Here is a 26,737-nt window from a genome sequence, read left to right on the forward strand (position 1 = left end):
GCGCGGGGATCACGGTCCCGCACCCCGGGCGCCACTATGCCCGCTCGCGAGAGTCCAAGCCCGGTCTCCGCTCGCGAGAGTCCCAACCCCGGGCTGCGCTCCCGAGAGTCCAAGCCCCGGACCGGTTTCGTCCATGGCGGCGGTGCACGGCGCCGAGTACAACGACCCACGCGCCACTTCCACCCCCCACATGAGACGAGGCCCCCATGCCCCGATCCCGGACCCTCCGCCGCAGCCTGCTCGCCGCCGCGGCCGCAGGGCTGTTACTGACCGTCCCCCAGACCGCGCAGGGCGCCGTGGGCGGCGGGAACGTCCTGGTCAACTGGTCCCTCCCCGGCACCCCCGCCGACGGCCTTTCCAACCTCACCTTCCCGATCACGGTGCACCCGGAGACGGCCCACAAGGCCGGCATCTACTTCGCCCAGCAGTACGACTTCGCCAACGCCATGGGCTACACCGGCCTCCAGCCCCGCGAGAACTCCGGCGGCAACGAACGCCTCTCCGCCCGCTTCTCCACCTTCACCGAGGGCGCCACCACCTCCGACCCCCTCTGCCACGAGGGCGCCGACGGCGGCCCCGGCGTCACCTGCGCCGTCGACTTCGACGCGGTCTACGGCCACCGCTACGACATCAAGGTCGAACGCACCGGCACCAACACGTGGTCCGGCACCGCCACGAACACGGTCAACGGCGACTCCCACCACCTCGGCACCTGGACCCTCCCCGAAGGCAGCGGCAACCTGAAGGGCACCCAGGTCGGCTTCGTCGAGTACTACCTAGCCATCCCCAGCTGCGCCGAAATGCCCCGCTCCGCCGTGACCTTCGGCGGCCCGACCTCGACAGACGCGGGCGGCCTCAGCGGCACGACGCGAGCGAGCCACGAATACGCGGACTGCGTGGGCGAGGGCAACTACCAGGCCGAAAACGACGGTTCCGGCACCCACGTAACCCGGGGCTTCGTGTCCTGAGCTGCCGTAAGCTGGCTGTCTCGCCGGAGACGGGGTGCGGCGCAGGGGGTGGGCGTGTTGCTGAACGTTGGATTGCACCAGGGATTCCGCTATATCCACGAGCCGTTACCCGCCGGCGACTCCGCGATCCCCGTACTCGGTCACGAACAGCTCGTCGAGGCCCTCAAACAGCGGCTGCGCTACTCCCATGGCGGCGCTTTCCTCGTCACCGGATTCCGTGGCGTCGGCAAGTCCACCCTGGTCACCAGGGCGCTGACCGAGGCTGCCGAGGAGTGGAGCGGCGGCGAGGAACTCCTCACTGTGCACCTGACCTTGGCCCGTCCCATGACCGCCGACGAGCTGCTGTTCGCCGTCGTCCGGCGGATCGTCGAAGCGCTGGAGGACAGGGACCTGCTGCAGCGCCTGCCCCGCGAGATCCAGGGCAAGCTGCTGCTGTCCTACATGCGCACGTCCCTGTCCTACACCCAGACCCACTCCGAGTCCGTTGAGGCGGGGGCCGCCCTCGGCACGGGCCTCACCGGCCGGGCCGGGCCGCTGAGCGCGCTCACCCCCACCCTCAACCTCAGCGGCCGCCGCACCCGCGAGCAGGCGACCGAGGCGGCGTTCCTGGCGTACTCCGAGACCGATGTCGAGCATGACCTGCTGCGCATCATCCGCCTGCTCTCCGGCACCGAAGGCCGCCCGGAGCGGCAGCGGCGCCGCACCCTGCGCCGCCGCGTCCGCGGTGGGCGGCTGCGCATCCATCCGGTGGTCGTGCTGGACGAGATCGACCGCCTCACCGACAACCGGGCCGACGCGCTGGACGAACTGGAGAAGACGCTGGCCCGGCTCAAGAACGTGCTCACCGCCCGCGGCGCCCACTTCGTCCTCGTGGCCGGCGTCGACCTGCATGAGCGCGCGGTACGCGACGCCGATCGGGGCAACGGCACGTACGACAGCGTCTTCGCCTGGCGCATGTATGTCCCCTGTCTGTGGACCGCGCCGGAGCGGCTGGTGACGGAGTTGACCCGGGCGGCACCGCGCCCCGGCGTCGCCCTATCTGCGTGGGCCTCGCCCCCCGCCTCCGCCACGTCCGCCACCGACGTCACCGTGCCGGACAGCGTGGAAGGCGGCCTGAACCCCTGGCGGAAGTCCGAGTTCAACAAGTACCTGGCCTACAAGGCGCGCGGTCTCACCCGGCGCCTGCTGCAGGAGTTCAACTCGCATGTCTCCTGGGAGGACGGCGCCCCGGCGCTGCGCATCGCCCGAGAGGACTGGGAGCGCATCAAGTTCTACAGCGAGCTGGAGACCCTGGTGGCCGCTGCCGTGGACCACGGCCTGCCGGGCGGCCTGACCCCCGTGCCCCTGGATGAGGACCGCTGGCGGCTGGGCGGCTATCACGTCGTCGACTGGGCGCTGCGCAGCCGGGGCCGCTCCTTCACCGCTGCGGATGTCGCAGGCGCCGCCGGCGCCGTGGAGGGTCAGGAACCCGGCATCGACCCGCTGCTGCGGATGGACAGCAACACCGCGGAGCGCTTGCTGCGGCACCTGGTGCGGTTCAACGTACTGGAGGTGGTCAGCGAGGCAGGCCGACCCGACGCGACCATCCTCGGCAACCCGGGCGAGGTACAGCCCAGCTACTACAAGCTCACCCGGGAACTCCGCCGCCAGCTCGACCGGTTCGCACGCCGCAGCGAGTCCGAGCGGGCCGAGCTGCACCTGGACGTGTCCTGGAGCCCACACCTGCACGACGCGACGGTCACAGCCCGCCCGGCGGCCGGCACTCCACCGGCCACCGAACCGGTGCCCGGCGACGACGGCCCGATGCCCCTGCCCTCACCGGCCACGGACGCGCCGGACGACCGAACCCAGGCCCCCGCCCAGGCCGCCGCCCCGATCTCGCCCGTCACGGTCTCGCCGATCGCCGTCCTGGCCGACCGCTACGAGGTACGTGAGCTGATCGGACAGGGCGGGATGGGTGCGGTCTACCAGGGCCGCGATACCCGTACCGGCCTGCCGGTGGCGGTGAAGATGCTCAACCGCGCGCTGCTCACCGAAGAGGGGTTCCGCAGTCGTCTGCAGCGCGAAGCCCAAGTGGGACAGCTCTTCCATCACCCCAATGTGGTGCGGGTCCTCGACTTCGTCGACGGCCCCGATCCCGCCCTGGTCATGGAGTACATCCAGGGCCCGACTCTGGAAAAGGTCATCAGGGATCAGGGCCCCATGCGTCCCGACGCAGCCGCTCGCCTGGCCACGGACATCGGCAACGCACTCGTGCAGGCGGAGGCGCTGGGCGTCTCCCGCCTCGACCTCAAACCCTCGAACATCATCCTTCATCCCGATCGCGGCGCCGTCATCATCGATCTGGGCATCGTCCGCTACGAGCACGACCAGCTGTCCGGGAATACGACGCAGACCGGCGTGGTGTTCGGCACCGCCGGCTACCTCGCTCCCGAACAGGCCCAGGGCCAGCACTCCGACATCCGCGCCGACCTGTTCGTCCTCGGCGTCATCCTCTTCCTGTGCCTGGCCGGCAAGCCCCCGTTCCCGCACGAAGGCGCACTGCTGATGCTCTACCGCGTCGTGACGGAGGAGGTGCCCGTGCACGAGCTCATGATTTCCGCCGAGTTCCGCGACGTGGTGCAGAAACTCACCGCACGCGACGTCGCCGAGCGCTACCAGAACCCGGTGGACTTCCTGCAGGCGCTGTCCAAAGCACCTGAGGCCGGAGGCGATTGACCACCGGGGATCACCGGCCGAGAATCTTCAGCACCCCGTCGAGGGACGTGACCTCATAGGCGTGATAGCCGGGCGCCGGCGGTTCGGTGCCGCGGTTGAGGTACACCGTGTTCCGCACGCCGAGGTCGGTCGCCGACTGCAGGTCGTAGCGCGGGCTGGAGGAGACGTGCAGGGTGTCGGCCGGCTCGCAGCCGAGCCGCTCGTAGAGGAACTCGAAGGCGCGCAGCCTGGGTTTGTACGCCCCCGCCATCTCGGCCGTGACGATCGTGTGGAACGGGGCGCCGAGCTTGGCGACATTGCGGTCGGCCTGCTCGTCCGCGGCGTTGGAGAGGATGGCGAGCGGGTAGTGCGCGGCGAGCTCGGCCAGCGGCTCCGGTACGTCGGAGTGCGGGCCGAAGCCGGGGACCGCGGCGTACACCTTGGCGGCGTCACCCGCGCGGAATGCGACGCCGCTCGCGCGGCAGGCCCGCTCGAGGGCGCGGGCGACGACCTGGTCGTACGGCCGCCAGTCCCCCATCACCTCGTCGAGCTGATAGCGGCTGAACCGCTGCAGGAAGGCCGCCATCCCCTCCGGCGGGACCAGGTCCGCGACCGCCTCGCGCGCGGCGGCGCCGATGGCGAAGTCGGTCAGCGTTCCGTACATGTCGAAGGTGATGAAGGCGGGCTTCGGGTGCTCTGGGCGCGTCATACGTACGACGCTAGGCCCGGCACCTTTCGGCGCCGGCCGAACGATCGCTTACGCCACCACGCCGCCGAGCACCGCCGTCACGACCCGCCGCAGCTCCGCCGCGTCCGGCGCCCCGCTGCCCGCGGCGAGCAGGTGGCCGGAGCCGATGAGCGTCGGCGCGAGCACGTCGACGTCCGCGTCGGCGGCGATCCGGCCCAGGTCGCGCTCCGCCCGTAGATAGCCGGCGAGCATCGCCCCGGCCTCGGTGAGCAGCGGGAGGCCGGCCGGCGTGGTGCGGCGCAGGCGCTCGCGCAGGGCGTCGCGGGCGAAGACGAGCGCGACGATCGAGACGGCGACGGTTTCGAAGATCTCCGCCAGCGCGTCCGTGAGGTTGCCGGCCACCGTGCCGGTCCCGGCCGCCGCCCGGAGGGCCTCGGCCCGGTCCGCCAGCCGCGCGATGCGGTCCTCGACCAGCGCGGCGAGGAAGTCGTCGAAGTCCGCGAAGTGCCGGTGCAGCACGCCCTTGGCGACGCCCGCCTCCTCGGTGACGGCACGGCTGGTCAGCCCGCTCGCACCGGCCCGCAGCAGCACGCGCTCGGCGGCCGCGAACAGCTGCTCGCGCACATCCCGGATGGCCACACCTGTCGGCACCCCGCACCGTCTCCTCGTCTCGGCGTCGGGGACAGCTTACGACCTGCACGCTTGTTGAGTGGGCAGGCGCCCACTAGAGTGGGCACATGCCCACTCCCGCGCAGAACGAGCCACCCGAGGTACACGAACTCCGCGAAGCGGCCGAGTCCTTCGGCATCGACGCCGAGCGCTACGACCGGACCCGCCCCACCTACCCCGCCGCCCTGATCGAACGGATCGCCGCGACCGCGCCGGGCCCCGACGTCCTCGACGTCGGCTCCGGCACGGGCATCGCCGCCCGGCAGCTGCGGGCGGCCGGCTGCCGCGTCCTCGGCGTCGAACCGGACGCGCGGATGGCGGAACTGGCCCGGCGGACCGGGACGGAGACCGAGGTGGCCACGATCGAGACGTGGGACCCGGCCGGGCGTACCTTCGATGCGGTCGTCGCCGGACAGGCATGGCACTGGGTCGACGCGCACGCGGGGGCGGTGAAGGCGGCGCAGGCGCTGCGGCCGGGCGGCGGGCTACTGGCGGTGTTCTGGAATGTCGCCGAGACCCCGCCCGAGGCCAACACGGCTTTCGCGGAGGCGTATCGCCGGGCCGTGCCCGAACTGCCCCTGGACCGCGGCACCCAGTCGGCGCTGGCCGCGTACGAGCCGATGTTCGCCAAGGCCGCCGAAGGCATCCGCGCCGCCGCCGGCTCCTTCACGGCGCCGCAGGAGTGGCGCTACACATGGGAGCACACGTACACCCGCGACGCCTGGCTCGACCAACTCCCGACCGGCGGAGTCTTCACCCGCCTGCCGCGGCCGACCCTCGACGCGCTGCTGGCGGAGGTGGCCGCCGTAATCGACGGGCTCGGCGGCCACCTCCCCGTCAGCTACACGACGGTGGCGGTCACGGCAGTGCGCGCCTGATCAGGTCGACCGTGATCCGATCAGGCCGACCGGGATCCGATCAGGTCGACCACGAGAGCGTCCCGTTGGCCACGCTCAGGATCGCCAGCACGGCGAGATCCGCCACGCCCAGCGCGATGCCGAGCCAGGCCCGGCCGCGCCGGGAGGTGCCGCGGGCGAGCGCCAGCGAGCCGAAGACCAGGGCGCACGGGCCGAGGAAGAGATTGAAGACGAGCAGCCCGGCCAGGCCGGTGACGAACGACGCCACGGCGAAGTCGTCACTGCGGTTACGGCGCGGCGCCTCCGTCTCCGCCTCCGTCTTCGCGGACTGAGTGCGTTCCGTCAGCGTCGTCATCGCTCCGCCCTCCGGCTGTGGTGCTCGCGCACCGCGAAGCCCAGCAGCCACGCGGCGATCACGGCCCCGGCCACCATCGATACGGAGACCGGCAACTGGGCGGCGGCGCCGATCACGACGCCGAACAGCAGGAAGGCCGCCACAAGAATGATCACGGGATTCCATCCCCCTCTTCGGTGAACGGTTGTAGTAACACTTGTTCACTGAAAACGAGGGTACGCACTCCTGGCGCGCAAAGGCAAACGAGTGTTTACTGAATTTCTGTGAGCCGCACCACCGCCCCCGGGCTCCGGGAAGCCCGCAAGCAGCAGACCCGCCAGTCCATGCTCGACGCCGCGCTCGGCCTCCTCGAGGAGCAGAGCCTGTCCAGCCTCGGCCTCCGCGAGGTGACCCGCGCCGTCGGCATCACCCCGGCGGCCTTCTACCGCCACTTCCGCGACATCCCCGACCTCGGCGTCGCCCTGGTCGAGCAGGCGCTGGGCAGCCTGCACACGCTCGTCACCTCACTGCTCACCGAGCAGGACGGCGCCGAGGAACGCATCGACACCTCCGTCGAGCTGATCCAGCGCTACGTCCGCGCGCACCCGGCCCACGTCCGCTTCGTGGCCCGCGAACGCTACGGCGGCGTACGCGAGGTGCGCCTGGCCATCGCCGCCCAACTGAACCTCTTCACCCGCGAGGTCGCCGACGCCCTCTCCGCGGAAGCCGCGGCGAAGGACTGGAGCCCGGCCGAACTGCACATGCTGGCCGGCCTCTTCGTGGACCAGATGGTCCTGACGGCGTGCGCCTTCCTCAACGCCGAACTGGGCGAGGGCCCGTCCCCGACCGAGGTGGCGGACACCGCCCGCGCCCGGATGCGCCTGGTCCAGCTGGGCCGGGAGCACTGGCGGGGCTGAACGCACGCGAAGCAGGGCCCGAATCGGACCCTGCTTCGGTGCACGGACGAAGTGGCGTCAGTTCACGGTGGCCGGCTGGGCGTCGGCCGCCCCCTGCTCCTCGGCCGCCGCCTCCTCGGCCGCGACCTCCTCGGCCGTCTTGTCGTTGACGTTGGCGACGGAGTCGACGACCTCGTCGACCATGTTGCCGATGTCGCGGAGGCCACCGATGGAGAGGATCTGGCCGAGGAGGCCCTCGCTCTCGGGTTCCGGGTTAACGCCATCGGCGTTCGCGGGGACGGTCATCAGAGCGGTTGCTGCCATGCCGGTGGCGACCAGTACGGCCGCGCGGCGGATACCTGCACGCATGGGAAGTTCTCCTGCATGTGGGGGAAGGGACCTTCGGAGTATTCCGCGCAAAACGGATAATATGCTTAATGGCGCCCGTTTGGCGGAGCGGCCCGAGCGGCCCTCTGATGCCCCATCAGCCGGCGCGGCCGGCTAGCGCCCCCGGCGCAGCAGTACCCACTGCGCCACCGCGAACGCGGCGGTCACCGCGGCCTGGAGCGGGATCCACACGGTGCCGGTGCCGGACGGGTCCAGCAGCACGACCGCGACGATGCTCGCGGCCGTCCAGGCCAGGTTGATGTCGATGAAGACGGCGACCGCGCCCGGCGGCGGGCTCGGGCGCAGGCCCACGTAGCCGACCACGGCCCCGTACCCGACAAGGAAGGCGCCGAGGCCGAGGAGCAGGCCGGCGGAGACGCCGAGCAGGTCCTCGAGCGGGCCGGAGGCCGCCAGGTAGGCGAGTCCGTTCGCGGTGGTGACCGCGGCGTCGAGCAGCAGGACGCGGCGGAGCCAGGTCGTCGGGGTGGTCGCGGTGCGGGTGGCGTTGGCGGTCAGGGACATGGCTCCTCCGGATGTACGGCGGGATGCGGTGCGTTCACCGTGCCGTGCGGAGGGGTGCCGGGTCGATTACCGCAGAGGTAATGAAGGGCCTGCTCAGACGTCGTAGTTGAAGCCGAAGGCACGCACGCCCGTCTCCGTGCGGGGGCGGTGGCTGGTGCGGTCGCCCATGGCGACGTAGGTGCCCGGGCCGTGGGTGCGGTCGCCCTCGATGATCTCGCCGGAGACGACGAAATAGGCCTCGCCGTACGTCTCGTGCACATCCGTCTCCGGCCATTCGGCGCCGGGGGCGAGGTCCATGACCCAGGTGCGGATCCCGGGCATGCCGGGGAGCATCCGGACCTGGATGCCGGGGGCGAACTCGGTGGCGGGCAGGGCGTCGACGTCCACGGGCAGGGTCTGGCCGGTGGCGACCGGCGGAGGCGTGGTCATCGGCGCACGCTGTCACAGCTGCTCGCGCGCGGCGAGCGATTTAAGCTCCGCGCGGGAGGCGATGCCGAGCTTGGGATACGCCTTGTAGAGGTGGTAGCCGACGGTGCGGTGGCTGAGGAAGAGCTGGGCGGCGATGTCGCGGTTGGACAGGCCCTGGGCGGCGAGGCGGACGATCTGCAGCTCCTGCGGGGTCAGGCCCGCTGCCGCGCCGTGGGTGGGGGCGGTGGTCTGCTCGGCGCGGGTGCCGGTGCCGGTGGCGGTGAGCTCGGCGCGGGTGCGTTCGGCCCAGGGGCGCATGGCGAGGCGGTCGAAGACGTCCAGGGCGTCGTCCAGTTGGGCCCTGGCCTCCGCCTTCCGGCGGGAGCGGCGCAGCCATTCGCCGTACAGGAGCGCGGTCCTGGCGTACTCGAGGGGGCGACCGTCGCGGTCGTGGGTGCGGAGGGCGTCGGCGTAGTGCTGCTCGGCGCCGTCGTCGATGGCCAGCAGGGCGTGGCAGCGGTGCAGCAGCGCCTGGGCCCAGTCCTGTTGTACGGAGCCGGTCCACTCCGCGAAGCGGGTGAGGGCGTCCGCCGCCCGGTCGGGGGCGCCGACCCGGACCGCGGCCTCGACCAGGTCGGGGGTGGAGCGCAGGGCGCAGAAGTGGTGGCGCATGGGCTCGCGGGTGAGCCGCTCGAAGCGGGAGAGGGCGGATTCGGCGCGGCCGAGGCCGAGTTCGAGGAGGCCGAGCGACCAGTGCGCCCAGGGGGCGCCGGGGGCGAGGGCGCCGGCGGCGCCGCCGGTCAGGCCGGTCTCCGCGTGCCGCCGGCAGGCCTCCTCGTCGCCCTCGGCGGCGGCGAGATAGGCGAGCACGCTGCTGAACTGGCCGGTCCACTGCTCCTGCCCGGTGTCGCGGGCGAGCGCGAGCGCCTCGGCGGCGGTGGTGCGCGCGTCCCGGTGCCGGCCGGTGAAGACCTCGCCCTCGGCGACGAAGAACAGCACCGTGGGTAGCCGCCCGGCCGCCCCCGCGGCGCGCTGCTCGGCGGCCAGTTCGGTGGCGAGCCGGTGCGCGTCGGCGTCCTGGCCGCGGGCGAGGGCGGCGCCGCAGAGGAGCATCAGCGCTTCGTCGGGCACCTTGCCGCCGCGGCCGCGGATCGCGTCGAGGGCGTCGCGGAGTACGGGCGGCGGGCCCGTACGGCCGCGGTCCAGGAGGCGGGCGACGAAGCGGGCGAGGGGTGCGAGGGGGTGGGGCTCCGGCAGTGATACGGCCTCGAGCGCCGTCAGGGTCTCGGAGAGAGGGCGCTCGCCCAGATACCAGGCCGGGTGCACGGACTGGATGAGCATGGCGGCGGCCTGGGCGGGGTCGCTGTCGCGGACGAGCGCGGCGCCGTTGAGCAGCAGTTGGTGAGCGGCGGGGTACGAGCCCTGCCAGAAGGCGGCGAGGGCACGGACGTGGGCGGTACGGGCGCCGAGGGCGGCATCGCCCGGGGTGGTGGCGGTGCTTCCGGGCATGGCGGCGGTCGAGGACGTAGCGCCGTCCTGGCGTGCGGGACCACCCGAGACCGCATCGCCATCATGTGGCGCCCTCCCGCCCAAGCGCGTATCCCCTCCGGCAGCCGCGTCAGTCCCGGCCGCGCCGCGCTCCGCCGCCCGCCGGGCCAGGTCCACCGCACGCTCCAACCGGCCTGCCGCCAGCGCGGATTCCGCCGCGTGTGTCTCCCGCCGGGCCCGTTCCGCCGGGTCCGCGGTCAGGCGCGCCGCGCGCTCGTATGCCGCGGCCGCGGCCTCGTGGCCGCTGCGGGCGCGGGCTCGGGATGCCGTCTCCTCCAGGGCGGTGGCGGCCTCCGCGTCGGGGCCGGTGGCTGCCGCTGCCAGGTGCCAGGCGCGGCGGTCGGCGTGGGACGGTTCGGTGAGGGTGGTGGCCAGGGCGCGGTGGGCTGCCAGGCGGCGGCCGAGGGGAGCGCGCTGGTGGACGGCGGCGCGGATGAGGGGGTGGCGGAACGTCACCGATTCCGGCAGCGAGCCGTCCGCGACCGCGGCGCCGGCCCGGCGTACCAACAGACCCGTCTCCTCCGCCCGCACCAGGTCGTCGATCCCAGCGCCCACCGCGCCCGCCGCGCGCAGCAGCACCTCCGGGTCGCCGGTCTCGTCCACCGCCGCGAGCAGCAGCAGGTCCTGCACGGTCTGCGGGAGCCGGCTCACCTGCCCGTGGAAGGCGAGTTGCAGCCGGCCCGTCAGCGGCAGCGCCCCAGGGCTGAAGCCGCCGGGGCTCTCCGCCGCGAGCGCCAGCGGGAGTTCGTGCAGCGCCAGCGGATTTCCGTGCGCCTCGGCCAGGACGCGATAGCGCACCGTCGGGGACAGCGATATCCCCTGCTCAGATCCCTCCCCCGCAGGCCGCCGGTCCAGCAGCGCGGCCGCCGCCTCCGGTGTGAGACCGGCCAGCCGCCGCTCGGGCAGCCCGGCGGCCGGGAAGGACCCCTCGCCGTCCCGGGCAGCGAAGACCAGCGCCACGCCCTCGGCGTACAGCCGCCGCGCCGCGAACAACAGCGCGTCCTGCGACGCCTGGTCGAGCCACTGCGCGTCGTCGACCAGGCACAGCAGCCCGCCCTCGCCCGCATGCTCCGCGAGCAGCGACAGCACCGCGAGCCCGGTCAGCATCGCATCGCGGTCGCCGGCCGCGCCGAGGCCGAGCGCCGCCTCCAGCGAAGCGCGCTGCGGCTCCGGCAGCGCACCGAGGGCGCCGAGCGCCGGTCGCAGCAGCAACTGCAGCCCGGCGAAGGGCAGTTCCGACTCGACCTCCACCCCCGTGCCGCGCAGCACCCGCATCCCCTTCGCCCGCGCCGCCGCGTGGTCGAGGAGCGCGGTCTTGCCGATGCCCGGCTCGCCGCGCAGCACCAGCGCGCCGCTCCGCCCGCAGCGGGCCGCGTCGAGCAGCGCGGCCAGGGCGTCCTGCTCCGGCTGCCGCCCGTACAACTCTGCTGTCCGTAGATCATCCATGTACCGGTGAAAGTACCTAAGGACGACAGATTCCGCGCCGCCGGGCGCTGCCTAACTTGGTGGTCACCGCAAGGCAAACACCAAGGAGATCACGCCATGACCTTCAAGAACGAGCTGGTCGAGAGCTACCTCGCCGCCTGGAACGAGACCGACGCGGCCAAGCGCAAGCACCTCCTCGCGGAGACTTTCGCCGCGGACGTCCGGTACGTCGACCCGCTGGTCGACGTCCGGGGCCACGACGGCCTCGACGCCACCATCGCCGCCGTGCAGGGGCAGTTCGAGGGGCTGGTCTTCAGCCTCGGCGGCCCGGTCGACGCGCACCACGACATCGCCCGCTTCACCTGGCACCTCGGCCCTGAGGGCGGCGAGCCGCTGGTCATCGGCTTCGACGTCGCCGTCATGGACGACGAGGGCCGGATCAGCCAGGTGCACGGCTTCCTCGACAAGGTCCCGGCCGGCGCCTGACCCCTCCCGGGAGGGCGGGCGGACACCCCGCCCGCCCTCCGGGACCGATCCCGTACGACACCCGCGAAAGGAATCACCATGCCCGCCTACGCCATCGCCCAGCTGCCGGAAGCCGCCCCGCACCCGGAGATCGCCGAGTACATCGAGCGGATCCCCGGCACCTTCACCCCGTACGGCGGCCGCTTCCTGGTGCACAACACCCCGCACGAGACCGTCGAGGGCACCTGGTCCGGCGGCGTCGTGATGATCGGCTTCCCCTCGCTCGCCGAGGCCCGCGCGTGGTGGCACTCCCCCGCGTACCAGGAGATCGCCCCGCTGCGCTCCCGCCACCTGCCCGGCGACATCATCCTGGTCGCGGGCGTTCCGGAGGACTACGACCCGACGCCCTTCGCGCAGGTGGTGCGCGAGGCCGCCGCAGCCACCGGATAGCCCGGCGTTACGGGTCGCCCGGCAGGCGCCAGGTGCCCGAACGGCCCCTGGAGCACGCCGCGTCCCGGCGATAGACAGGTACCGGAAGCGGCCACCGGAGGTGTGGACACCATGGCAGCCGAGCAGCGGACCCCCGCACTCGTCGTCGGCGTCGACGACACCCGCGCGAGCCTGGATGCCGTCCACTGGGCGGTCGCCGAGGCCGGCCGCCAGGGACTGCCCGTGCGCCTGCTGCACGCATCCGTGCCGGCGCCCTCCGCGAACGGCCACCGGGCGGAACTCGCCCTCGCGGAGCGCCTCGTCGCCACCGCCGCGGCCCTCGATCCCGGCGTCGAGGTGTTCACCGAGCTCGCCCCCTACGACCCGGTCACCGCCCTGCTCCAGGCGAGCCGGGAGGCATTCGCCCTGGTCATCGCCGCCCACGGCCACCGCGGTCTCACCGGACCGCTGCCCGGCCAGGTGAGCCGCGCGGTGGCGGCACGGGCGGACTGCCCGGTCGTCGTCGTACGGGGCGCGCGGACGGCGGGCACCGGCCCCCGGCGGATCGCCGTAGGGGTGGGCGAAGCCGAGGAGAGCCGCGCCGCCCTGGAGTTCGCGTTCCGCCTCGCCGCGGCGGACGACGCGACGGTGGAGGCCGTACGCGCCTGGCCCCGCCAGGGCCGGGCAGAACCGCGGCACCGCACCTGCGCCCCCAGCGCGCCCGCCCCCTGGGAGACCCGGGCCCGCACGACGCTGGACACCGCGCTGCGCACGGCCACGCGCCGGCACCAGCAGGTCCCCGTACGCCGGATCACCGCGGCCGGCCCGGCCCGCGATGTGCTCCTCCTGGCCGCCTCCGCCGCCGATCTCCTCGTGGTCGGCGCCCACCGCAGGGCACCGGACCTCGGCTGCCTCAACCACGCCCTCCTGCAGCACGCCTCGTGCCCGGTGGCCGTGGTGCCCGGGTGACGGTCGGCCGTACAGCGATGAGATTCGCCGCGGCGGCGGGTCTGTCCCTGTACCCGCACCAACCGACCGGAGGATCACCTCATGACCGCCACCTACACCTTTGACGTCTTCTCCAGTCTCGACGGCTACGGCGCCGCCGGCGGCGACTGGACCGGCTACTGGGGCAAGCAGGGCCCCGAGCTCCTCGATCACCGCCTCGCCCAGTACGAGGAGGAGCAGCGGATGATCTTCGGCGCCAACACGTACCGGGCCTTCGCCCGGATGCTGGCGGACAGCACCGAGGACTCCGACGTCCGGGACCCCTGGGTCACCCGCATGACACACCTGCCCGCCACGGTGGTGTCGAACTCGCTCGAGGGCCCCCTCGACTGGCACGACGGGACCGTCGCGAACGGCGACGCGGTCGACGTCGTCGCCCGGCTCAAGGAGGAGTCCAAGGTGCCGCTGCGCTCGCACGGCAGCCTGTCCATGAACCGCGCGCTGCTGGCCGCCGGCCTGGTCGACCGCGTCCAGGTGACCCTCTTCCCGGTGATCACCGGCCGGACCGGCCTCGACCCGATCTTCCGGGGCGCCGCCGACTTCGACCTCGACCTGGTCGAGTGCCGGACCCTCGACGGCAACATCCAGGAGCTGATCTACCGGCCCACCCTGCACGCCTGAGGCCACGCTCACGCGAGAGGCATAGTTGAGGTCTCAATCTTTTCGGAGGCCGCCATGAAGATGCCCGCGCTCTACCTCTCGCACGGCGCTCCGCCGCTCGCCGACGACCCGGTGTGGCCCGGGGAGCTCGCCGCCTGGTCGGCGGAGCTGCCGCGGCCGCGCGCCATCCTCATGATCTCCGCGCACTGGGAAGAGGCGCCGCTGGCCATCGGCGCCACCGAGACGCGGCCGCTGGTCTACGACTTCTGGGGCTTCCCCGAGCACTACTACCAGGTCACGTACGCCGCCCCCGGCGCCCCCGGCCTCGCCGCTTCCGTACGGGCCCTGCTGCGCGGCCCCGGCACCGACGTCCAGGACACCCCGGATCGCGGCCTCGACCACGGCGCGTACGTCCCCCTCGTCGAGATGTATCCGGACGCCGACATCCCGGTGCTGCAGATCTCCATGCCCACCCTCGACCCCGAGCAACTGCTCGCCATCGGCCGCAAGCTCGCGCCGCTGCGGGACGAGGGCGTGCTGATCGTCGGCAGCGGGTTCTTCACGCACAATCTCGCCGCACTGCGGCACGACGGCGTGCCGCGCTGGTCCGCGGAGTTCGATGCCTGGGGGCGCGAGGCGCTGGCCGCCCAGGACGTGGACGCGCTCGCCGACTTCCGGCACAAGTCCCCGGCCGGCGCGCTGGCCCACCCGCGTACCGAGCACTTCGCGCCGCTGTTCGTCGCGATGGGCGCCGCGGGGACCGACCTGGGCGCGCAGCGCAGCGTCATCGACGGTTTCTGGATGGGGCTGGCCAAGCGGTCCGTGCAGTTCGGGTAGCCCGGCACCGGCCGGCGCTTCATGACAAGCGTGTGAAGAGTTTATTCCGAGCTGTTGACATAAAACATCGGCGCTCCGCATGCTGTGCGGCATGCCACAACCCGACGGTCCGCTGGCGCGGCTGCGCCGCGGTCATGAGTCCCTCGTCCTCGGCCTGCTGCGCAAGCACGGCCCGCTCAGCCGCGCCGAACTCGGCCGGCTGAGCGGCCTGTCGCGTACGACGCTCTACGACATCGTCGCCGCGCTCGTCGACAGCGGCGCCGTGGCCACCGCCGCGCCGGCGACGGACGCCGCCGGCAAGCGCGGCCGCGGCCGCCCGGTGGAGAAGCTGACGCTCAACCCCGGGGCGGGCCAGGCGCTCGGCATCGACTTCGCCCGCCGCGCCGTGCACGTGGCCGCGGTCAACGTCGCCCACGAGGTGATCGGCTCCGCCGGCGAAGCACACGCCGCCGACCTCCCCTGGGAGGAGCGCATCGACCTCGCCGAGCGGCTCGTCGGCACCCTCGGCCAGGGCGCGCTGCGGCTCAGCTCGCTCAGCGCCATCGGCGTCGGCGTCGTCGGCCCGGTCGGCGCACCCGGCGAGGAGGCCACCCGGGCCGGCGACAGCGACGGGCTGCCGGGGCTGCTGGCCAAGCGCTTCGGCGTGCCGGTCCTCGTCGACAACAACACCCGCCTCGCCGCGCTCGCCGAGGCCACCTGGGGCGCGGCGGCCGGCGACGAGGACGTTCTCTACCTCAAGATGTCGTACGGCGTCGGCGGCGGCCTCATCGTCGGCGGTTCGCTGCACCGGGGCGCGTACGGGCTCTCCGGCGAGTTCGGGCACATCACCGTCGAGCCGGGCCCTGACGGGCGGCCGTGCGAGTGCGGCGGCACCGGATGCCTGGAGACGGTGGCCTCCGCCGGTGCCGTACTCGACGCCGCCCGGGAAGCGGGCTGCGACGTCGCGGACTTCCCGGCGCTGATCGCCGCCGTCGAGGGCGGCGACGCGGCCGCGCGCGGCGTCTTCGACCGCGTCGGTACGGCCGTGGGCGAGGTGCTCGCCGCGACCTGCAACGCCATCGGCCCCGGCGTCATCGTCCTGGGCGGCGAGGTGGCCGCGGCCGGCGCCGCGCTCCTCGAGCCCGTCGAACGCGCCCTGAGCGCCCACATCCAGCCCATCGCCCGGCACCGCGTCGACCTGCGCCGGGCGGCCATCGACGAGTCGGGCGGCGCGCTCGGCGCCATCGCCCTCGTCCTGCACGAATCCCCCTTGCTTTCCCGCTACCCGGCGCAGGAGCCGGGATCCGAAGAAGAGGACGACGCATGAACGTCACCAGGCGACCGGAGCGGATATGGCTGTGATCACCGCACCGGAGAACGAGAAGGCCACCGCGAAGTCGGCGCCCGTCCGCGGCAGGAAGCGCCGGGTCCGGCCCATCGTGCTCAACCTGATAGCGCTCGCCATAGGCATGGTCATCTGGAACGTCGGGGCCGCGCTCGCGATGATCGGAGATCTTCCGGGACCCGGCGATGTCGCGTCCCGCACCGGCGAGATGATCGGCGACGGTCAGCTCTTCGAGAACGCCTGGGCCAGCTTGCAGCGCGTCTTCCTGGGGTTCCTGATCGGCAACGCGGTCGCAATACCCATCGGCTTCCTGATGGGCTGGTATCCGGTGGCCCGTGGGCTGCTGGAGCCGTACATCCAGTTCTTCCGCACCATCCCGCCACTGGCGATCATCCCGCTCGCCATCGTCCTGATGGGCATCGGCGAGACCCCGAAGGTCTTCGTCATCTTCATCGCGGCCTTCATGGCCACGGTGGTGGCCGCGTTCCAGGGCGTGACGAACGTCGACCGGACGCTGGTCAACGCGGCCCGGGTGCTGGGCGCCTCGGACGGAGTCATCTTCCTGAAGGTCGTGATGCCGGCGTCGGTGCCGTTCCTCCTGGTCGGCATGCGGATCGGCCTCGGTTCCGCCTGGGCCACCGTGGTGGCCGCCGAGATCATGGGCGCGGAGTCGGGCGTGGGCCAGTCGATGATGCAGGCCCAGACGTACTACGACATGCCCACGATCGTCGTGGGCGTCATCACCATCGGCGTGATCGGGCTGGTCATGGACCGGCTGCTGCTCCTCGCCGAGCGCCGTCTGACCGGTTGGCAGGAGACCCGATGAACAGCAAGATCTCGTTCCAGAACGTCACCAAGACCTTCGACTTGAAGGACTCGGTATTCACCGCCCTCGACGACGTATCGCTGGAGATCGAGGACCAGGAGTTCGTGACCGTCGTGGGCCCCTCCGGGTGCGGCAAGTCAACGCTCATGGGCATGGCCGCCGGCCTGGTGACTCCGGACGGCGGGCAGGTCGAGGTCGACGGCGCGCCCGTGACCGGGCCGGGACCCGAGCGCGGCGTGATCTTCCAGCAGTACGCGCTGTTCCCCTGGCTCACGGTGCGCGGCAACGTCGAGTTCGGGCTGAAGCTCGCCGGGCTCTCGGCGGAGGAGCGCCGCAAGCGCGCCGAGCAGGCCATCGACCTCGTGGGCCTCACCGACTTCGCCGACGCACTCCCCAAGACCCTCTCCGGCGGCATGAAGCAGCGCTGCGCCATCGCCCGGGCGTACGCGGTGGACCCCGAAGTGCTCCTCATGGACGAGCCGTTCGGCGCCCTCGACGCGCTCACCCGGGTCCAGCTTCAGGACCAGCTGCTCGACACGTGGACACAGCAGAAGCGCACCGTCATGTTCATCACGCACGACGTGGACGAGGCCGTCTACCTGGCCCGCCGGGTGATCGTGATGGCCGCCCGGCCGGGCCGGATCTTCCGCATCATCGACGTGGACCTGCCGTATCCGCGCACCGAAGAGATGCGCCTGTCGCCCGAGTTCGCCCAGCTCCGTAACGAGGTCTGGCACGCCGTCTACCACCAGGACGAGCCGCAGGACGCCGTCGCGGCCTGACGCCCCGCACATCTTCCTTCCTCCCGAAAGGACCTACGCGCCATGAGCGTGACCCGCCGCGGCTTTCTGACCGCACTCTCCGCAACCGCTGTGTCACTCCCCGTAATATCCGCGTGCTCCAACTCCAAGACCAGCACGGGCCCGCGTGGTGCGGGCGGTGGCGGAGGCAAGGCCGACAGCAGCATCAAGTTCGGCTATATCTCCGACTACAACGGCGTCAGCCTGCTCGCCGTGGCCGACAAGCTCGGGCTCTGGAAGAAGCACGGGCTCACCGTCGACGTCACGTCGTTCTCCAACGGCCCCATCCAGATCCAGGCGCTGAACGCCGGGGACCTCGACTTCGGCTACATCGGCCCCGGCGCCATGTGGCTGCCCGCCTCCGGCAAGTCGAGGATCGTCGCCATCAACACCCTGACCTACGCCGACCGCGTCATCGGCCAGCCGGGCCTCGAGACCATCAAGGATCTGCGCGGCAAGCGCATCGGCGTACCGGAAGGGACGTCGGGCGAGATGATCCTGAATCTGGCCCTGCAGGACGCCGGAATGTCGATGGATGACATCAAGAAGGTCCCCATGGACCCGCCCACCGTCGTCTCCGCCTTCTCCTCCGGCAAGATCGACGGCGCCGGCATCTTCTACCCGCTGATCGGCACCATCAAGGAGAAGGTGCCGAAGCTCGAAGAGGTGGCGAGCACCCGCGACCTGCCGGACAGCAACTTCCCCACCGCCTTCGTGTCCGGCCAGAAGGTCTCCGACGCCACCGTCACGAACGTCCTCAAGGTGCTCCAGGAGGCCAACGACTGGCGCGAGCAGAACTACGAGGAATCGATCAAGCTCTCCGCCAAGATGCTCAAGGTCTCCGAGGACAAGGTGGCGGCCGACGCGAAGAACGTGAAGATCATGTCGACCGACGACCTCGTCGCCAAGACCAAGGACGGCACCGTCGGCGAATGGCTCGACGGCATGAGCGACTTCTTCGTCAAGACCGGCCAGCTGAAGGAGAAGCCGAAGGCCACCGACTTCTACACCGCCGATCTCTACACAAAGGCTGCCGGCAAGTGAACCTGCTCTTCCTCATGACCGACCAGCACCGGGTCGACACCCTGGGCTGTTACGGCAACCCCCACGTCTCCACCCCCCATCTCGACCGGCTCGCCGCCGGCGGCACGCGCTTCGACCGCTTCTACACTCCGACCGCCATCTGCACGCCTGCCCGGGCCAGTCTGCTCACCGGGCAGGCCCCGTTCCGGCACCGGCTGCTCGCCAACTACGAGCGGAATGTGGGTTATCTGGAGGACCTGCGCGAGGACGCCTTCACCTTTCCGTCCGCGCTCGCCGAGCGGGATTACCAGCTGGGGCTCATCGGCAAATGGCACGGCGGCACGCAGCGCAATGCCGCCTCGTACGGCTTCGAGGGCCCGGATCTGCCCGGCTGGCACAATCCGGTGGATCACCCGGACTACCTGGCGTATCTGGAGGAGAACGACCTCCCGCCGTACCGGATATCCGACCTGGTCCGCGGCACCACCCCGAACGGCAACAAGGGCAATCTGCTCGCCGCCCGGCTACACCAGCCGGTCGAGGCGACCTTCGAGTACTACCTGGCCACCCGCGCCATCGAGCAGCTGGAGAAGTTCGCCGCGGACGGCCGCCCCTTCTATCTGGCCACCCACTTCTTCGGCCCGCACCTGCCGTATCTGCTCCCCGACGCGTACTACGACATGTACGACCCGGCCCTGGTCGAGCTGCCGCCGTCCATCGCCGAGACCTTCGAGGGCAAGCCGCCGGTGCAGCGGAACTACAGCGCGCACTGGACCTTCGACACCATGCCGATCGAGGTCACCCGCAAGCTGATCGCGACGTACTGGGGCTATGTCACGCTCATCGACGAGCAGATCGGCCGCATCCTGACCCGGATGGAGGAGCTCGGCCTCGGCGCCGACACGTCGGTCTTCTTCACCGCGGATCATGGTGAGTTCACCGGGGCGCACCGGCTGCACGACAAGGGTCCGGCGATGTACGAGGACATCTACCGGATTCCCGGCATCGTCCGCGTCCCGGGCCAGGAGCCCCAGGTCCGCGACGAGTTCGTGTCGCTCACCGACATGACGGCGACCATCCTGGAGCTGGCCGGCTGCGATACGGAGCCCGCCACCGACAGCCGCTCGCTGCTGCCGCTGGTGTGCGGTGAGCACCCCGAGTGGCCGGCGGAGCTGCTGGCGGAATACCACGGCCACCACTTCCCGTATCCGCAGCGGATGCTCCGCGAGGAGCGCTACAAGCTGGTGGTCAACCCGGAGTCGGTCAATGAGCTCTACGACCTCGAGGCCGACCCGCACGAGCTCAGCAACCGCTACGAGCACCCCGAGATGCACCCGGTCCGGCGCCGCATGATGCGCCGCCTCTACGACCTGCTCCGGGACCGCGGCGACAACTTCTACCACTGGATGACACCGATGTACGACATCGGCGAACTCGACTACGACCCGACCCTCAGCTCCTTCGAGCCGGAAGGCACCTAGGGCCTCTCTTTCGGATCTTGCCGCGTCCCGCGCCGCCCGGCACGCACGCTCGCCGCACGCCGCGACCGGACCGGTGGCTCCGCCACCGGACCGGTCGCAGCGCACGCCGATCGCACGCACCGAACGACGCTCCTGTGCCACACCGCAGCCGCATTGCTCACCCGTCGGGCACCACTCCGTGCTCACCGACAAGATCCAAAAGAGAGGCCCTAATTGATGCGCAGGCTGATGCGGACGGCCGCTCTCCTCGGCGCGCTGGTGGCACCCCTGGTGCCGGCGCCGGCGGGGGCGGCGGACGAGCAAGGCACGTACGCGAATCCCGTCACCCAGGGGGTGGTCGACACCTTTCCCGACCCGGCGGTGATCAAGGGCAAGGATGGCTACTGGTATGCCTACGGCACCGAGAACCCGGTCTTCCAGTCCCGGGGCGAGAACACCGAGCGCAAGCTGCCGATTCTCAAGTCCAGGGACATGGCGCACTGGGAGTACGCGGGTGAGGTCTTCACGCCGGAGAGCCAGCCTTCCTGGCATGACAAGTCCCGGCTCTGGGCCCCGGACGTCCGCTATTCCGGCGGGAAGTACCACCTGAGCTACTCGGTCCCGGGCAAGGACACGGTCGGCGTCGCCACCGCACCCACCCCGACCGGGCCCTGGACCGACCAGGGCGCGATGCTGCCGAAGCCGAGCGGCTGCGCCACCGGGAACATCGACCAGGCGACGTTCACGGACGACGACGGCACCGCGTATCTGTATTGGGGCAGCTACGACACCCTCTGCGTGGCGAAGCTCAACGCCGACCGTACGCGGATCAAGGGCAAGGTCACCGAGATCGCCAAGGGCAGTCAGATGGAGGGCGGTTACGTCATCCGGCACGGCCGCTACTACTACCTGCTGTACTCCGACGCCGGCTGCTGCGACGGCGCGTACAGCGGCTATCAGATCAAGGCGGGGCGTTCGACCAGCCCGTTCGGCCCGTTCACCGACGACGAGGGCGTCAAGCTGACCGAGCCGACCAGCAAGGGCGCGATCGTCGCGGGGGCCAACGGCAACAAGTGGATCGGACCCGGCCATCACGCCGTACAGACGGACCTGTCGGGGCAGGACTGGCTGCTCTACCACGGCATCTCGGCGGATGATCCTGATCTCGACCGCATCCCGGCGCTTCCCGACCGGCAGCTGACCAAGCGCCCGATGCTGATGGACCGGATGGACTGGATCGACGGCTGGCCGGTCATGCGGGCGGGCGCGGGCCCGTCGGAGGAGCGTGAGCAGGCGCCGGTCGCCGAGTGGGACGCGGGCGGATCGTTCGGCGAGGGGTCGCTGGACGGGTGGCGTTCGGAGGGGTCTGCCTGGCAGGCGGCCGAGGACAAGGACGCGCACGGCTACGCCGCCGGGGCCTCGTCCGACAAGGCCTCCTTCCTGCTCTCCGACGACTCCGCTCCGGCCGACGTACGCGCGGAGGCCGATCTGAAGGTCACGTCCGGGTCCGGTGCCGCCGCGCTCGTCCTCAGCCACCGCGGCCGCGGCGACTACACGGCCGCCTGGCTGGACCGCGGCCGGAAGGCGCTGGTCACCGAGGCGGTGGTCGACGGTCGCAGCCGTGGCACGAAGGCGACGGCGCTGCCGGACGGCTTCGCCTGGGACCAGTGGCACACCGTCACCGCCGAGCTGCGCGGCGACCGGCTGACGGCGGAGGTCAGCGAGGACCGGCTGGGCGACCCGGTCGCGCGGCAGGAGCGCGAGGTCCCCGAGGCGCGCTCCGGCGCGGTAGGGACGGCCGTCCGCGGCGGCTCCGCCGCGGCGGACAACGTGGGGGCGGCGCGGCTGTACACCCCGGTGACCGAGCGCGTGCCGGAGCCGTCGACGGGACAGCGGCTGCCCGGATACAGCGACGAATTCACCGGCTCGGGGCAGCCGGGCGAGGACTGGTCCTGGGTGCGCGGCCCGGCCGCCGGCGCCGACATCGGCGACGGCGGGCTGACCTGGCCGACCCAGGGCGGCGCCCTGGGGCTCGACAAGAACACCGCGCCGGTGCTCACCCGCGCCGCGCCCAAGGGCGACTACACGGTGGAGACCAAGCTCCACTTCGCCCCTGACCAGGCCGGTCAGCAGGCGGGCCTGATCCTCTACGGCGGCGACGACCGGTTCTTCAAGAACGTGCACTCGGTCGCGGCCTACCGCCACCACGCCGGGCAGGTCCTGCACCGGAGCGAGTTCGGCAAGGAGGGGCCGCGCCCCACCACCGACCCGCCGCAGCCGGTGGCCCAGGCGCCGATCTACGGCGGGCCGACGGCCGACACCATGTGGCTGAAGCTGCAGAAGCGCACCGATGAGGCGAACGGCGAGACCGAGGTCCGCGCCGCCACCAGCCGGGACGGGAAGCACTGGGTGTGGAACGGGGTGTGGACGCTGCCCGGCACCGAGGAGCTGAAGCTCGGCCTGGTGTCCATGGGCGCGGAGGGTGCCGACGCGCGGTTCGCGTACGTGCGGACGTACGTGGACTGAGCCCGGCGCTGTGACTCCCGCCACCTCGCTTATGCAACTTGTTGCACAAGCGAGGTGGCGGGCGCTACAAAAGGCACCATGACGGCTTACCCGCACCTCCTCCAGCCCCTGGACCTCGGCTTCACGACGCTGCGCAACCGCGTCCTGATGGGCTCCCTGCACCTGAACCTGGAGGAGGCGGAGAACGGCTTCGAGCGGCTCGCTGCCTTCTACGCCGAACGCGCCCGCGGCGGCGTCGGCCTGATCGTCACCGGCGGCATCGCCCCGAACGAGGCCGGTCGCCCGTACGGCGGCGGCGCGAAGATGACCACCGAGGCGGAGGCCGCCCAGCACCGCCAGGTGACCGACGCCGTGCACGAGGCCGGCGGCAAGATCGCGATGCAGGTGCTGCACTTCGGCCGGTACGCGTACGACGAGGGCCTGGTCGCGCCCAGCGCGCTGCAGGCGCCGATCAACTTCTTCGAGCCGCGCGCGCTGACCACCGACGAGGTCGAGCAGACCATCGAGGACTTCGTCCGCGCCGCCGAGCTCGCCCAGCAGGCGGGTTACGACGGCGTCGAGATCATGGGCTCCGAGGGCTATCTGATCAACGAGTTCATCTCGGCGGCGACGAACCACCGCGACGACGAGTGGGGCGGCTCGTACGAGAACCGGATGCGCTTCCCCGTCGAGATCGTGCGCCGCACGCGCGAGCGGGTCGGCACGGACTTCATCATCATCTACCGGCTTTCGATGCTCGACCTGGTGCCCGGCGGCTCCACCTTCGACGAGGTGCTCACCCTCGCCAAGGCCGTCGAGGCGGCCGGCGCCAGCATCATCAACACCGGCATCGGGTGGCATGAGGCCCGTATCCCGACGATCGCCACGTCGGTGCCGCGCGGCGCCTTCTCGTGGGTGACGAAGCGGGTGATGGGCGAGGTCGGCATCCCGCTGGTCGCCGTCAACCGCATCAACACCCCGGAGAAGGCCGAGGAGTTGCTGGCCGACGGCAGCGCGGACATGGTGTCCATGGCCCGGCCCTTCCTCGCCGACCCCGACTTCGTTGCCAAGGCCGCCGCAGGGCGGCCCGACGCGATCAACACGTGCATCGGCTGCAACCAGGCCTGCCTCGACCACACCTTCAGCGGCCAGATCGCCTCCTGCCTGGTCAACCCGCGGGCCGGTCGCGAGACCGAGCTGATCCTCTCCCCCACCCGCCTCGCCAAGAGCGTCGCGGTGGTCGGCGCGGGCCCGGCGGGCCTCGCCTGCGCGGTGAGCGCGGCCGAGCGCGGGCATGCCGTGACGCTCTTCGACGCCGATGCGGAGATCGGCGGGCAGCTGAACATCGCCCGCCGCATCCCCGGCAAGGAGGAGTTCGACGAGACGGTGCGCTACTTCCGTACCCAGCTCGCCGAGCACGGCGTGGAGCTGCGGCTGGGCACGTACGCCACCGCCGAGCTGCTCGCGGACTTCGACGAGGTCGTCGTCGCCACCGGCGTCACCCCGCGCACCCCGGAGATCGAGGGTGTCGACCACCCGAGCGTGGTCGGCTATCTCGACGTGCTGCGCGACGGCGCTCCGGTCGGCGAGCGGGTCGCGATCGTGGGCGCGGGCGGGATCGGCTTCGACGTGGCCGAGTTCCTGACGGACGAGGGTGAAGAGGCGAGCCTCAAGCCCGACGTCTTCTTCCGGCAGTGGGGCGTGGACACCGACTACACGACGCCGGGCGGCCTGACCAAGCCCGCGCGCTCGCGTGCCCCGCGCACCGTGCATCTGCTGCAGCGCAAGCCCAGCAAGGTCGGCGCGGGGCTCGGCAAGACCACCGGCTGGATCCACCGCACCGCACTGCGGCAGCGCGGGGTGGAGATGGTCAAGGGCGCGTCGTACGACCGGATCGACGACGCCGGGCTGCACATCACCGTGGACGGCGAGGCGCGGGTGCTGGAGGTCGACACGGTGGTGCTGTGCGCGGGCCAGGAGCCGCGCCGGGACCTGTACGCCGAGCTGACCGCCGCCGGCCGCACGCCGCACCTCATCGGCGGCGCCGACGAGGCGGCGGAGCTGGACGCGAAGCGGGCCATCCGGCAGGGCACCGAGGTCGCGGCCGCGCTGTGATCGCCGCTTAGGATTCGAGGATGTCCCTCCAGCACGCGATCCTGACGGCCCTGCTCGAGAAGCCGTCGTCGGGGCTCGAGCTGGCCCGCCGCTTCGACCGGTCGATCGGCTACTTCTGGTCGGCGACGCACCAGCAGATCTATCGCGAGCTCGGCAAGCTCGAATCCGCCGGGCTGATCCGCGAGCTGCCCGTGTCCCAGCCGGCGCGCGGGCAGCGCAAGGCGTACGAGGTGCTGCCCGCGGGCCGCGACGAGCTCGCGGCCTGGGTGCGCCGCTCGGAGGACCCGAGGCCGCTGCGCGACCCGCTCGGGCTGCGGCTGCGGGCCGCCGCGATGGTGGGCACCGAGGGGCTCGCCGCGGAGGTGCAGCGTCATCTCGCGCTGCACCGCAAGCAGTTGGCGGAGTTCGAGGCGATCGAGGCCCGCGACTTCCCGGCGGACGGGTCCGGCGACGCGCTGCAGCACCTGGTGCTGCGCGGCGGCATCGAGATGGAGACCTTCTGGATCAAGTGGCTGACCGAGGCGGCGGAGCGGCTCCCGGAGGGATAGCCGGTACGGGACGGTGCCGACTCCGCCCCTCCGGGGCACACTTGACCGAAACGCGCGTCGTCGTCGGAACCCCCTCCCGGTGAGGAGGCCGGCCCATGAACCGGCTGCCGGCACTCGTCAGCAAGCCCGCCCGCTCCCCGCACGCCCAGCGTGACGCGGAGCGCCTGCTCGCGGCCGGACCGTGTGCCGTCTGCACGGAGCGGGACGACGCGGCGCACCGCTGGCTGCGTTACTTCACCCACCACAGCCGCGCCGAGGCGCGCGTACAGACCCGTATCCGCTCGTCCATGGGCTTCTGCCCGCCACACACCCGGCACTTGCTCGGCGACCCGGCGTCCGCCTCCTGGCTGCTGCCGCAGCTCTACGACCTCGCGCTCGACGGCGGCCTGCAGCTGCTGACGGGCCCGGCGCGGCGCCCGGCCCCGCACGCCTGCCCGGCCTGCGTCACCGGCACCCGGGCGGCGGCGCGGGCCCGGTCGGTGCTGCTGCGGGCGCTGGACAGGCCGCCGGTGTTCGCGGCGATGACCGGCGGCGACGTCTGTCTGCCGCACCTGGCCGCCGCGGCGGCGTCGCTGCCCGCCGAGGAGGGCGTACGGCTCGCGGAAGCCGTCGTGCACCGCTTTCCCGAGCGGGCCGCCCTCGAGTGGATCGCCGGTTCCGATGCCGACGCGCCCGTACGGGCCCGGCTGCACCGCGCCCTCGACCCGCTGGCCGACGAGGAGGACCGGCGGCAGCAGCGGTCGGTGCTCGACCGCTGGGACGCCGACGCCGGGCTGGCCTGCTGCCCGCTCTGCCTGGCCGAGCACCGCGCCGCGCGCCGGCTGCTGCGCTGGGCCGCCTGGGCCGGGCCGGAGCCGCCGGACGGCGAGGACACCGCGCTGTGCGCCCGCCACCTGCACGACCTGGCCGCGGACGGCGGCCCCAACCTGGCCGTCATCACCGCCGGCAACGCCGCCGCCTGGCAGGCCCGCTTCACCCGCTTCCACCTGCTGCGCCGGCAGGGCGGCGCGGCCCGGCGGACCGCGCCTGAGCGACTGCTGTACGGCCCCGACACCCGCGGCTGCCGCGCCTGCCGCGAGGAGGCGCTCGCGGCCCGCCGCCAGCGCGACCTGCTGACCGCCGTCCTGTACGACGCGACCCGCGCCCGCGCGTACGAGACCGCCCACGGCATCTGCCTCCGCCACGCCATGAGCTGGCCGGACCCGCCGGCGCCGGTTTTTGCCGCGCTACGGGCCCGGACGGCGCTGCTCCGCTGGGAACTGGACGAGGCGCTGCGCAAACAGGAGTGGCATACGCGGCATGAGGTCAGGGGCGCGGAGCTGGGGGTGGGGCTGCGGGCGCCGACGCTGGTGGACGGGCGGGTGTACGCGGGGCTGCCGCCGCAGCCGCGCGTACACC

General features: G+C 72.1%; 26 protein-coding genes. 18 read left to right on the top strand and 8 right to left on the bottom strand.

Annotation, left to right across the window (positions count from 1 at the left end):
- Window positions 1-206: 206 nt before the first annotated feature.
- Window positions 207-968, top strand: coding sequence for a hypothetical protein (locus G5C51_RS11430; protein ID WP_165235966.1), 762 nt, complete (start codon window positions 207-209; stop codon window positions 966-968).
- A gap of 54 nt (window positions 969-1,022) precedes the next feature.
- A complete protein-coding gene (locus tag G5C51_RS11435; protein WP_165235969.1) occupies window positions 1,023-3,686 on the top strand; it encodes a protein kinase domain-containing protein in 2,664 nt (887 codons plus the stop codon).
- A 10-nt stretch (window positions 3,687-3,696) separates the two neighbouring features.
- Here the strand turns inward: G5C51_RS11435 and G5C51_RS11440 are convergent, their stop codons facing one another.
- On the bottom strand, window positions 3,697-4,374 hold the full coding sequence (locus G5C51_RS11440) for a haloacid dehalogenase type II (RefSeq protein WP_240929569.1): 678 nt from the start codon (window positions 4,372-4,374) through the stop codon (window positions 3,697-3,699).
- Window positions 4,375-4,422: 48 nt separating this feature from the next.
- Window positions 4,423-5,004, bottom strand: a complete 582-nt coding sequence (locus tag G5C51_RS11445; RefSeq protein ID WP_165235972.1) for a TetR family transcriptional regulator — start codon at window positions 5,002-5,004, stop codon at window positions 4,423-4,425.
- Window positions 5,005-5,090: 86 nt separating this feature from the next.
- On the opposite strand from G5C51_RS11445, the gene G5C51_RS11450 reads away from it, so the two are divergent.
- Window positions 5,091-5,900, top strand: coding sequence for a class I SAM-dependent methyltransferase (locus tag G5C51_RS11450; protein ID WP_165235975.1), 810 nt, complete (start codon window positions 5,091-5,093; stop codon window positions 5,898-5,900).
- A 40-nt stretch (window positions 5,901-5,940) separates the two neighbouring features.
- On the opposite strand, the gene G5C51_RS11455 is transcribed toward G5C51_RS11450, so the two are convergent.
- The gene (locus G5C51_RS11455) at window positions 5,941-6,234 is read right to left on the bottom strand and encodes a DUF4190 domain-containing protein (RefSeq protein ID WP_165235979.1); all 294 of its coding nucleotides are present in this window, start codon (window positions 6,232-6,234) and stop codon (window positions 5,941-5,943) included.
- A complete protein-coding gene (locus tag G5C51_RS11460; protein WP_165235982.1) occupies window positions 6,231-6,389 on the bottom strand; it encodes a hypothetical protein in 159 nt (52 codons plus the stop codon). Before G5C51_RS11460 ends, G5C51_RS11455 begins: the two co-directional genes overlap by 4 nt.
- Window positions 6,390-6,497: 108 nt before the next feature.
- Between G5C51_RS11460 and G5C51_RS11465 the strand changes: the two genes are divergently transcribed.
- Window positions 6,498-7,130, top strand: a complete 633-nt coding sequence (locus G5C51_RS11465; protein ID WP_338118100.1) for a TetR family transcriptional regulator — start codon at window positions 6,498-6,500, stop codon at window positions 7,128-7,130.
- 57 nt (window positions 7,131-7,187) lie between these two features.
- On the opposite strand, the gene G5C51_RS11470 is transcribed toward G5C51_RS11465, so the two are convergent.
- The 4 genes from G5C51_RS11470 to G5C51_RS11485 all read right to left on the bottom strand — a co-directional run bounded on the left by G5C51_RS11470 (window position 7,188) and on the right by G5C51_RS11485 (window position 11,420).
- Window positions 7,188-7,478: a hypothetical protein gene (locus G5C51_RS11470; protein ID WP_165235985.1), complete on the bottom strand. Its 291-nt coding sequence runs from the start codon at window positions 7,476-7,478 to the stop codon at window positions 7,188-7,190.
- A 132-nt stretch (window positions 7,479-7,610) separates the two neighbouring features.
- Window positions 7,611-8,018 (bottom strand): hypothetical protein, encoded by a 408-nt coding sequence (locus G5C51_RS11475; RefSeq protein ID WP_165235988.1) that lies wholly within the window; start codon window positions 8,016-8,018, stop codon window positions 7,611-7,613.
- Window positions 8,019-8,111: 93 nt separating this feature from the next.
- Window positions 8,112-8,447: a cupin domain-containing protein gene (locus tag G5C51_RS11480; RefSeq protein ID WP_165235991.1), complete on the bottom strand. Its 336-nt coding sequence runs from the start codon at window positions 8,445-8,447 to the stop codon at window positions 8,112-8,114.
- Window positions 8,448-8,459: 12 nt separating this feature from the next.
- On the bottom strand, window positions 8,460-11,420 hold the full coding sequence (locus G5C51_RS11485; RefSeq protein ID WP_165235994.1) for a helix-turn-helix transcriptional regulator: 2,961 nt from the start codon (window positions 11,418-11,420) through the stop codon (window positions 8,460-8,462).
- A gap of 96 nt (window positions 11,421-11,516) precedes the next feature.
- On the opposite strand from G5C51_RS11485, the gene G5C51_RS11490 reads away from it, so the two are divergent.
- From G5C51_RS11490 to G5C51_RS11555, 14 genes are all read left to right on the top strand, one after another.
- Window positions 11,517-11,885 carry a nuclear transport factor 2 family protein gene (locus G5C51_RS11490; protein ID WP_165235997.1) on the top strand — a complete coding sequence of 123 codons (369 nt, stop codon included), beginning with the start codon at window positions 11,517-11,519 and terminating at the stop codon, window positions 11,883-11,885.
- Window positions 11,886-11,963: 78 nt separating this feature from the next.
- The gene (locus tag G5C51_RS11495; RefSeq protein WP_165236000.1) at window positions 11,964-12,314 is read left to right on the top strand and encodes a DUF1330 domain-containing protein; all 351 of its coding nucleotides are present in this window, start codon (window positions 11,964-11,966) and stop codon (window positions 12,312-12,314) included.
- A gap of 111 nt (window positions 12,315-12,425) precedes the next feature.
- Window positions 12,426-13,262 carry a universal stress protein gene (locus G5C51_RS11500; protein ID WP_165236003.1) on the top strand — a complete coding sequence of 279 codons (837 nt, stop codon included), beginning with the start codon at window positions 12,426-12,428 and terminating at the stop codon, window positions 13,260-13,262.
- An 81-nt stretch (window positions 13,263-13,343) separates the two neighbouring features.
- On the top strand, window positions 13,344-13,922 hold the full coding sequence (locus G5C51_RS11505) for a dihydrofolate reductase family protein (RefSeq protein WP_165236007.1): 579 nt from the start codon (window positions 13,344-13,346) through the stop codon (window positions 13,920-13,922).
- Window positions 13,923-13,976: 54 nt separating this feature from the next.
- Complete coding sequence (locus tag G5C51_RS11510) at window positions 13,977-14,738, top strand: dioxygenase family protein (RefSeq protein WP_165236010.1); 762 nt, start codon at window positions 13,977-13,979, stop codon at window positions 14,736-14,738.
- 79 nt (window positions 14,739-14,817) lie between these two features.
- Window positions 14,818-16,044 carry an ROK family transcriptional regulator gene (locus G5C51_RS11515; RefSeq protein WP_165236013.1) on the top strand — a complete coding sequence of 409 codons (1,227 nt, stop codon included), beginning with the start codon at window positions 14,818-14,820 and terminating at the stop codon, window positions 16,042-16,044.
- A gap of 25 nt (window positions 16,045-16,069) precedes the next feature.
- Window positions 16,070-16,888 (top strand): ABC transporter permease, encoded by an 819-nt coding sequence (locus G5C51_RS11520; protein ID WP_165236016.1) that lies wholly within the window; start codon window positions 16,070-16,072, stop codon window positions 16,886-16,888.
- On the top strand, window positions 16,885-17,670 hold the full coding sequence (locus tag G5C51_RS11525) for an ABC transporter ATP-binding protein (RefSeq protein WP_165236019.1): 786 nt from the start codon (window positions 16,885-16,887) through the stop codon (window positions 17,668-17,670). Before G5C51_RS11520 ends, G5C51_RS11525 begins: the two co-directional genes overlap by 4 nt.
- Before the next feature lie 42 nt (window positions 17,671-17,712).
- Complete coding sequence (locus G5C51_RS11530) at window positions 17,713-18,732, top strand: aliphatic sulfonate ABC transporter substrate-binding protein (RefSeq protein ID WP_165236022.1); 1,020 nt, start codon at window positions 17,713-17,715, stop codon at window positions 18,730-18,732.
- On the top strand, window positions 18,729-20,192 hold the full coding sequence (locus G5C51_RS11535) for a sulfatase-like hydrolase/transferase (protein ID WP_165236025.1): 1,464 nt from the start codon (window positions 18,729-18,731) through the stop codon (window positions 20,190-20,192). The genes G5C51_RS11530 and G5C51_RS11535 overlap by 4 nt, the downstream gene beginning before the upstream one ends.
- Window positions 20,193-20,408: 216 nt before the next feature.
- Window positions 20,409-22,697, top strand: a complete 2,289-nt coding sequence (locus G5C51_RS11540) for a family 43 glycosylhydrolase (protein WP_165236029.1) — start codon at window positions 20,409-20,411, stop codon at window positions 22,695-22,697.
- A gap of 78 nt (window positions 22,698-22,775) precedes the next feature.
- Window positions 22,776-24,791 (top strand): NADPH-dependent 2,4-dienoyl-CoA reductase, encoded by a 2,016-nt coding sequence (locus G5C51_RS11545; protein ID WP_165236032.1) that lies wholly within the window; start codon window positions 22,776-22,778, stop codon window positions 24,789-24,791.
- 20 nt (window positions 24,792-24,811) lie between these two features.
- A complete protein-coding gene (locus G5C51_RS11550; protein WP_165236035.1) occupies window positions 24,812-25,339 on the top strand; it encodes a PadR family transcriptional regulator in 528 nt (175 codons plus the stop codon).
- A 95-nt stretch (window positions 25,340-25,434) separates the two neighbouring features.
- The coding region (locus G5C51_RS11555) for a hypothetical protein (RefSeq protein WP_165236038.1) at window positions 25,435-26,737 on the top strand (1,303 nt) is incomplete at its 3' end.

Origin of the sequence: Streptomyces coryli (assembly GCF_011044975.1) — a bacterium.
In the GTDB taxonomy this organism is placed as follows: Bacteria; Actinomycetota; Actinomycetes; order Streptomycetales; family Streptomycetaceae; genus Streptomyces; species Streptomyces coryli.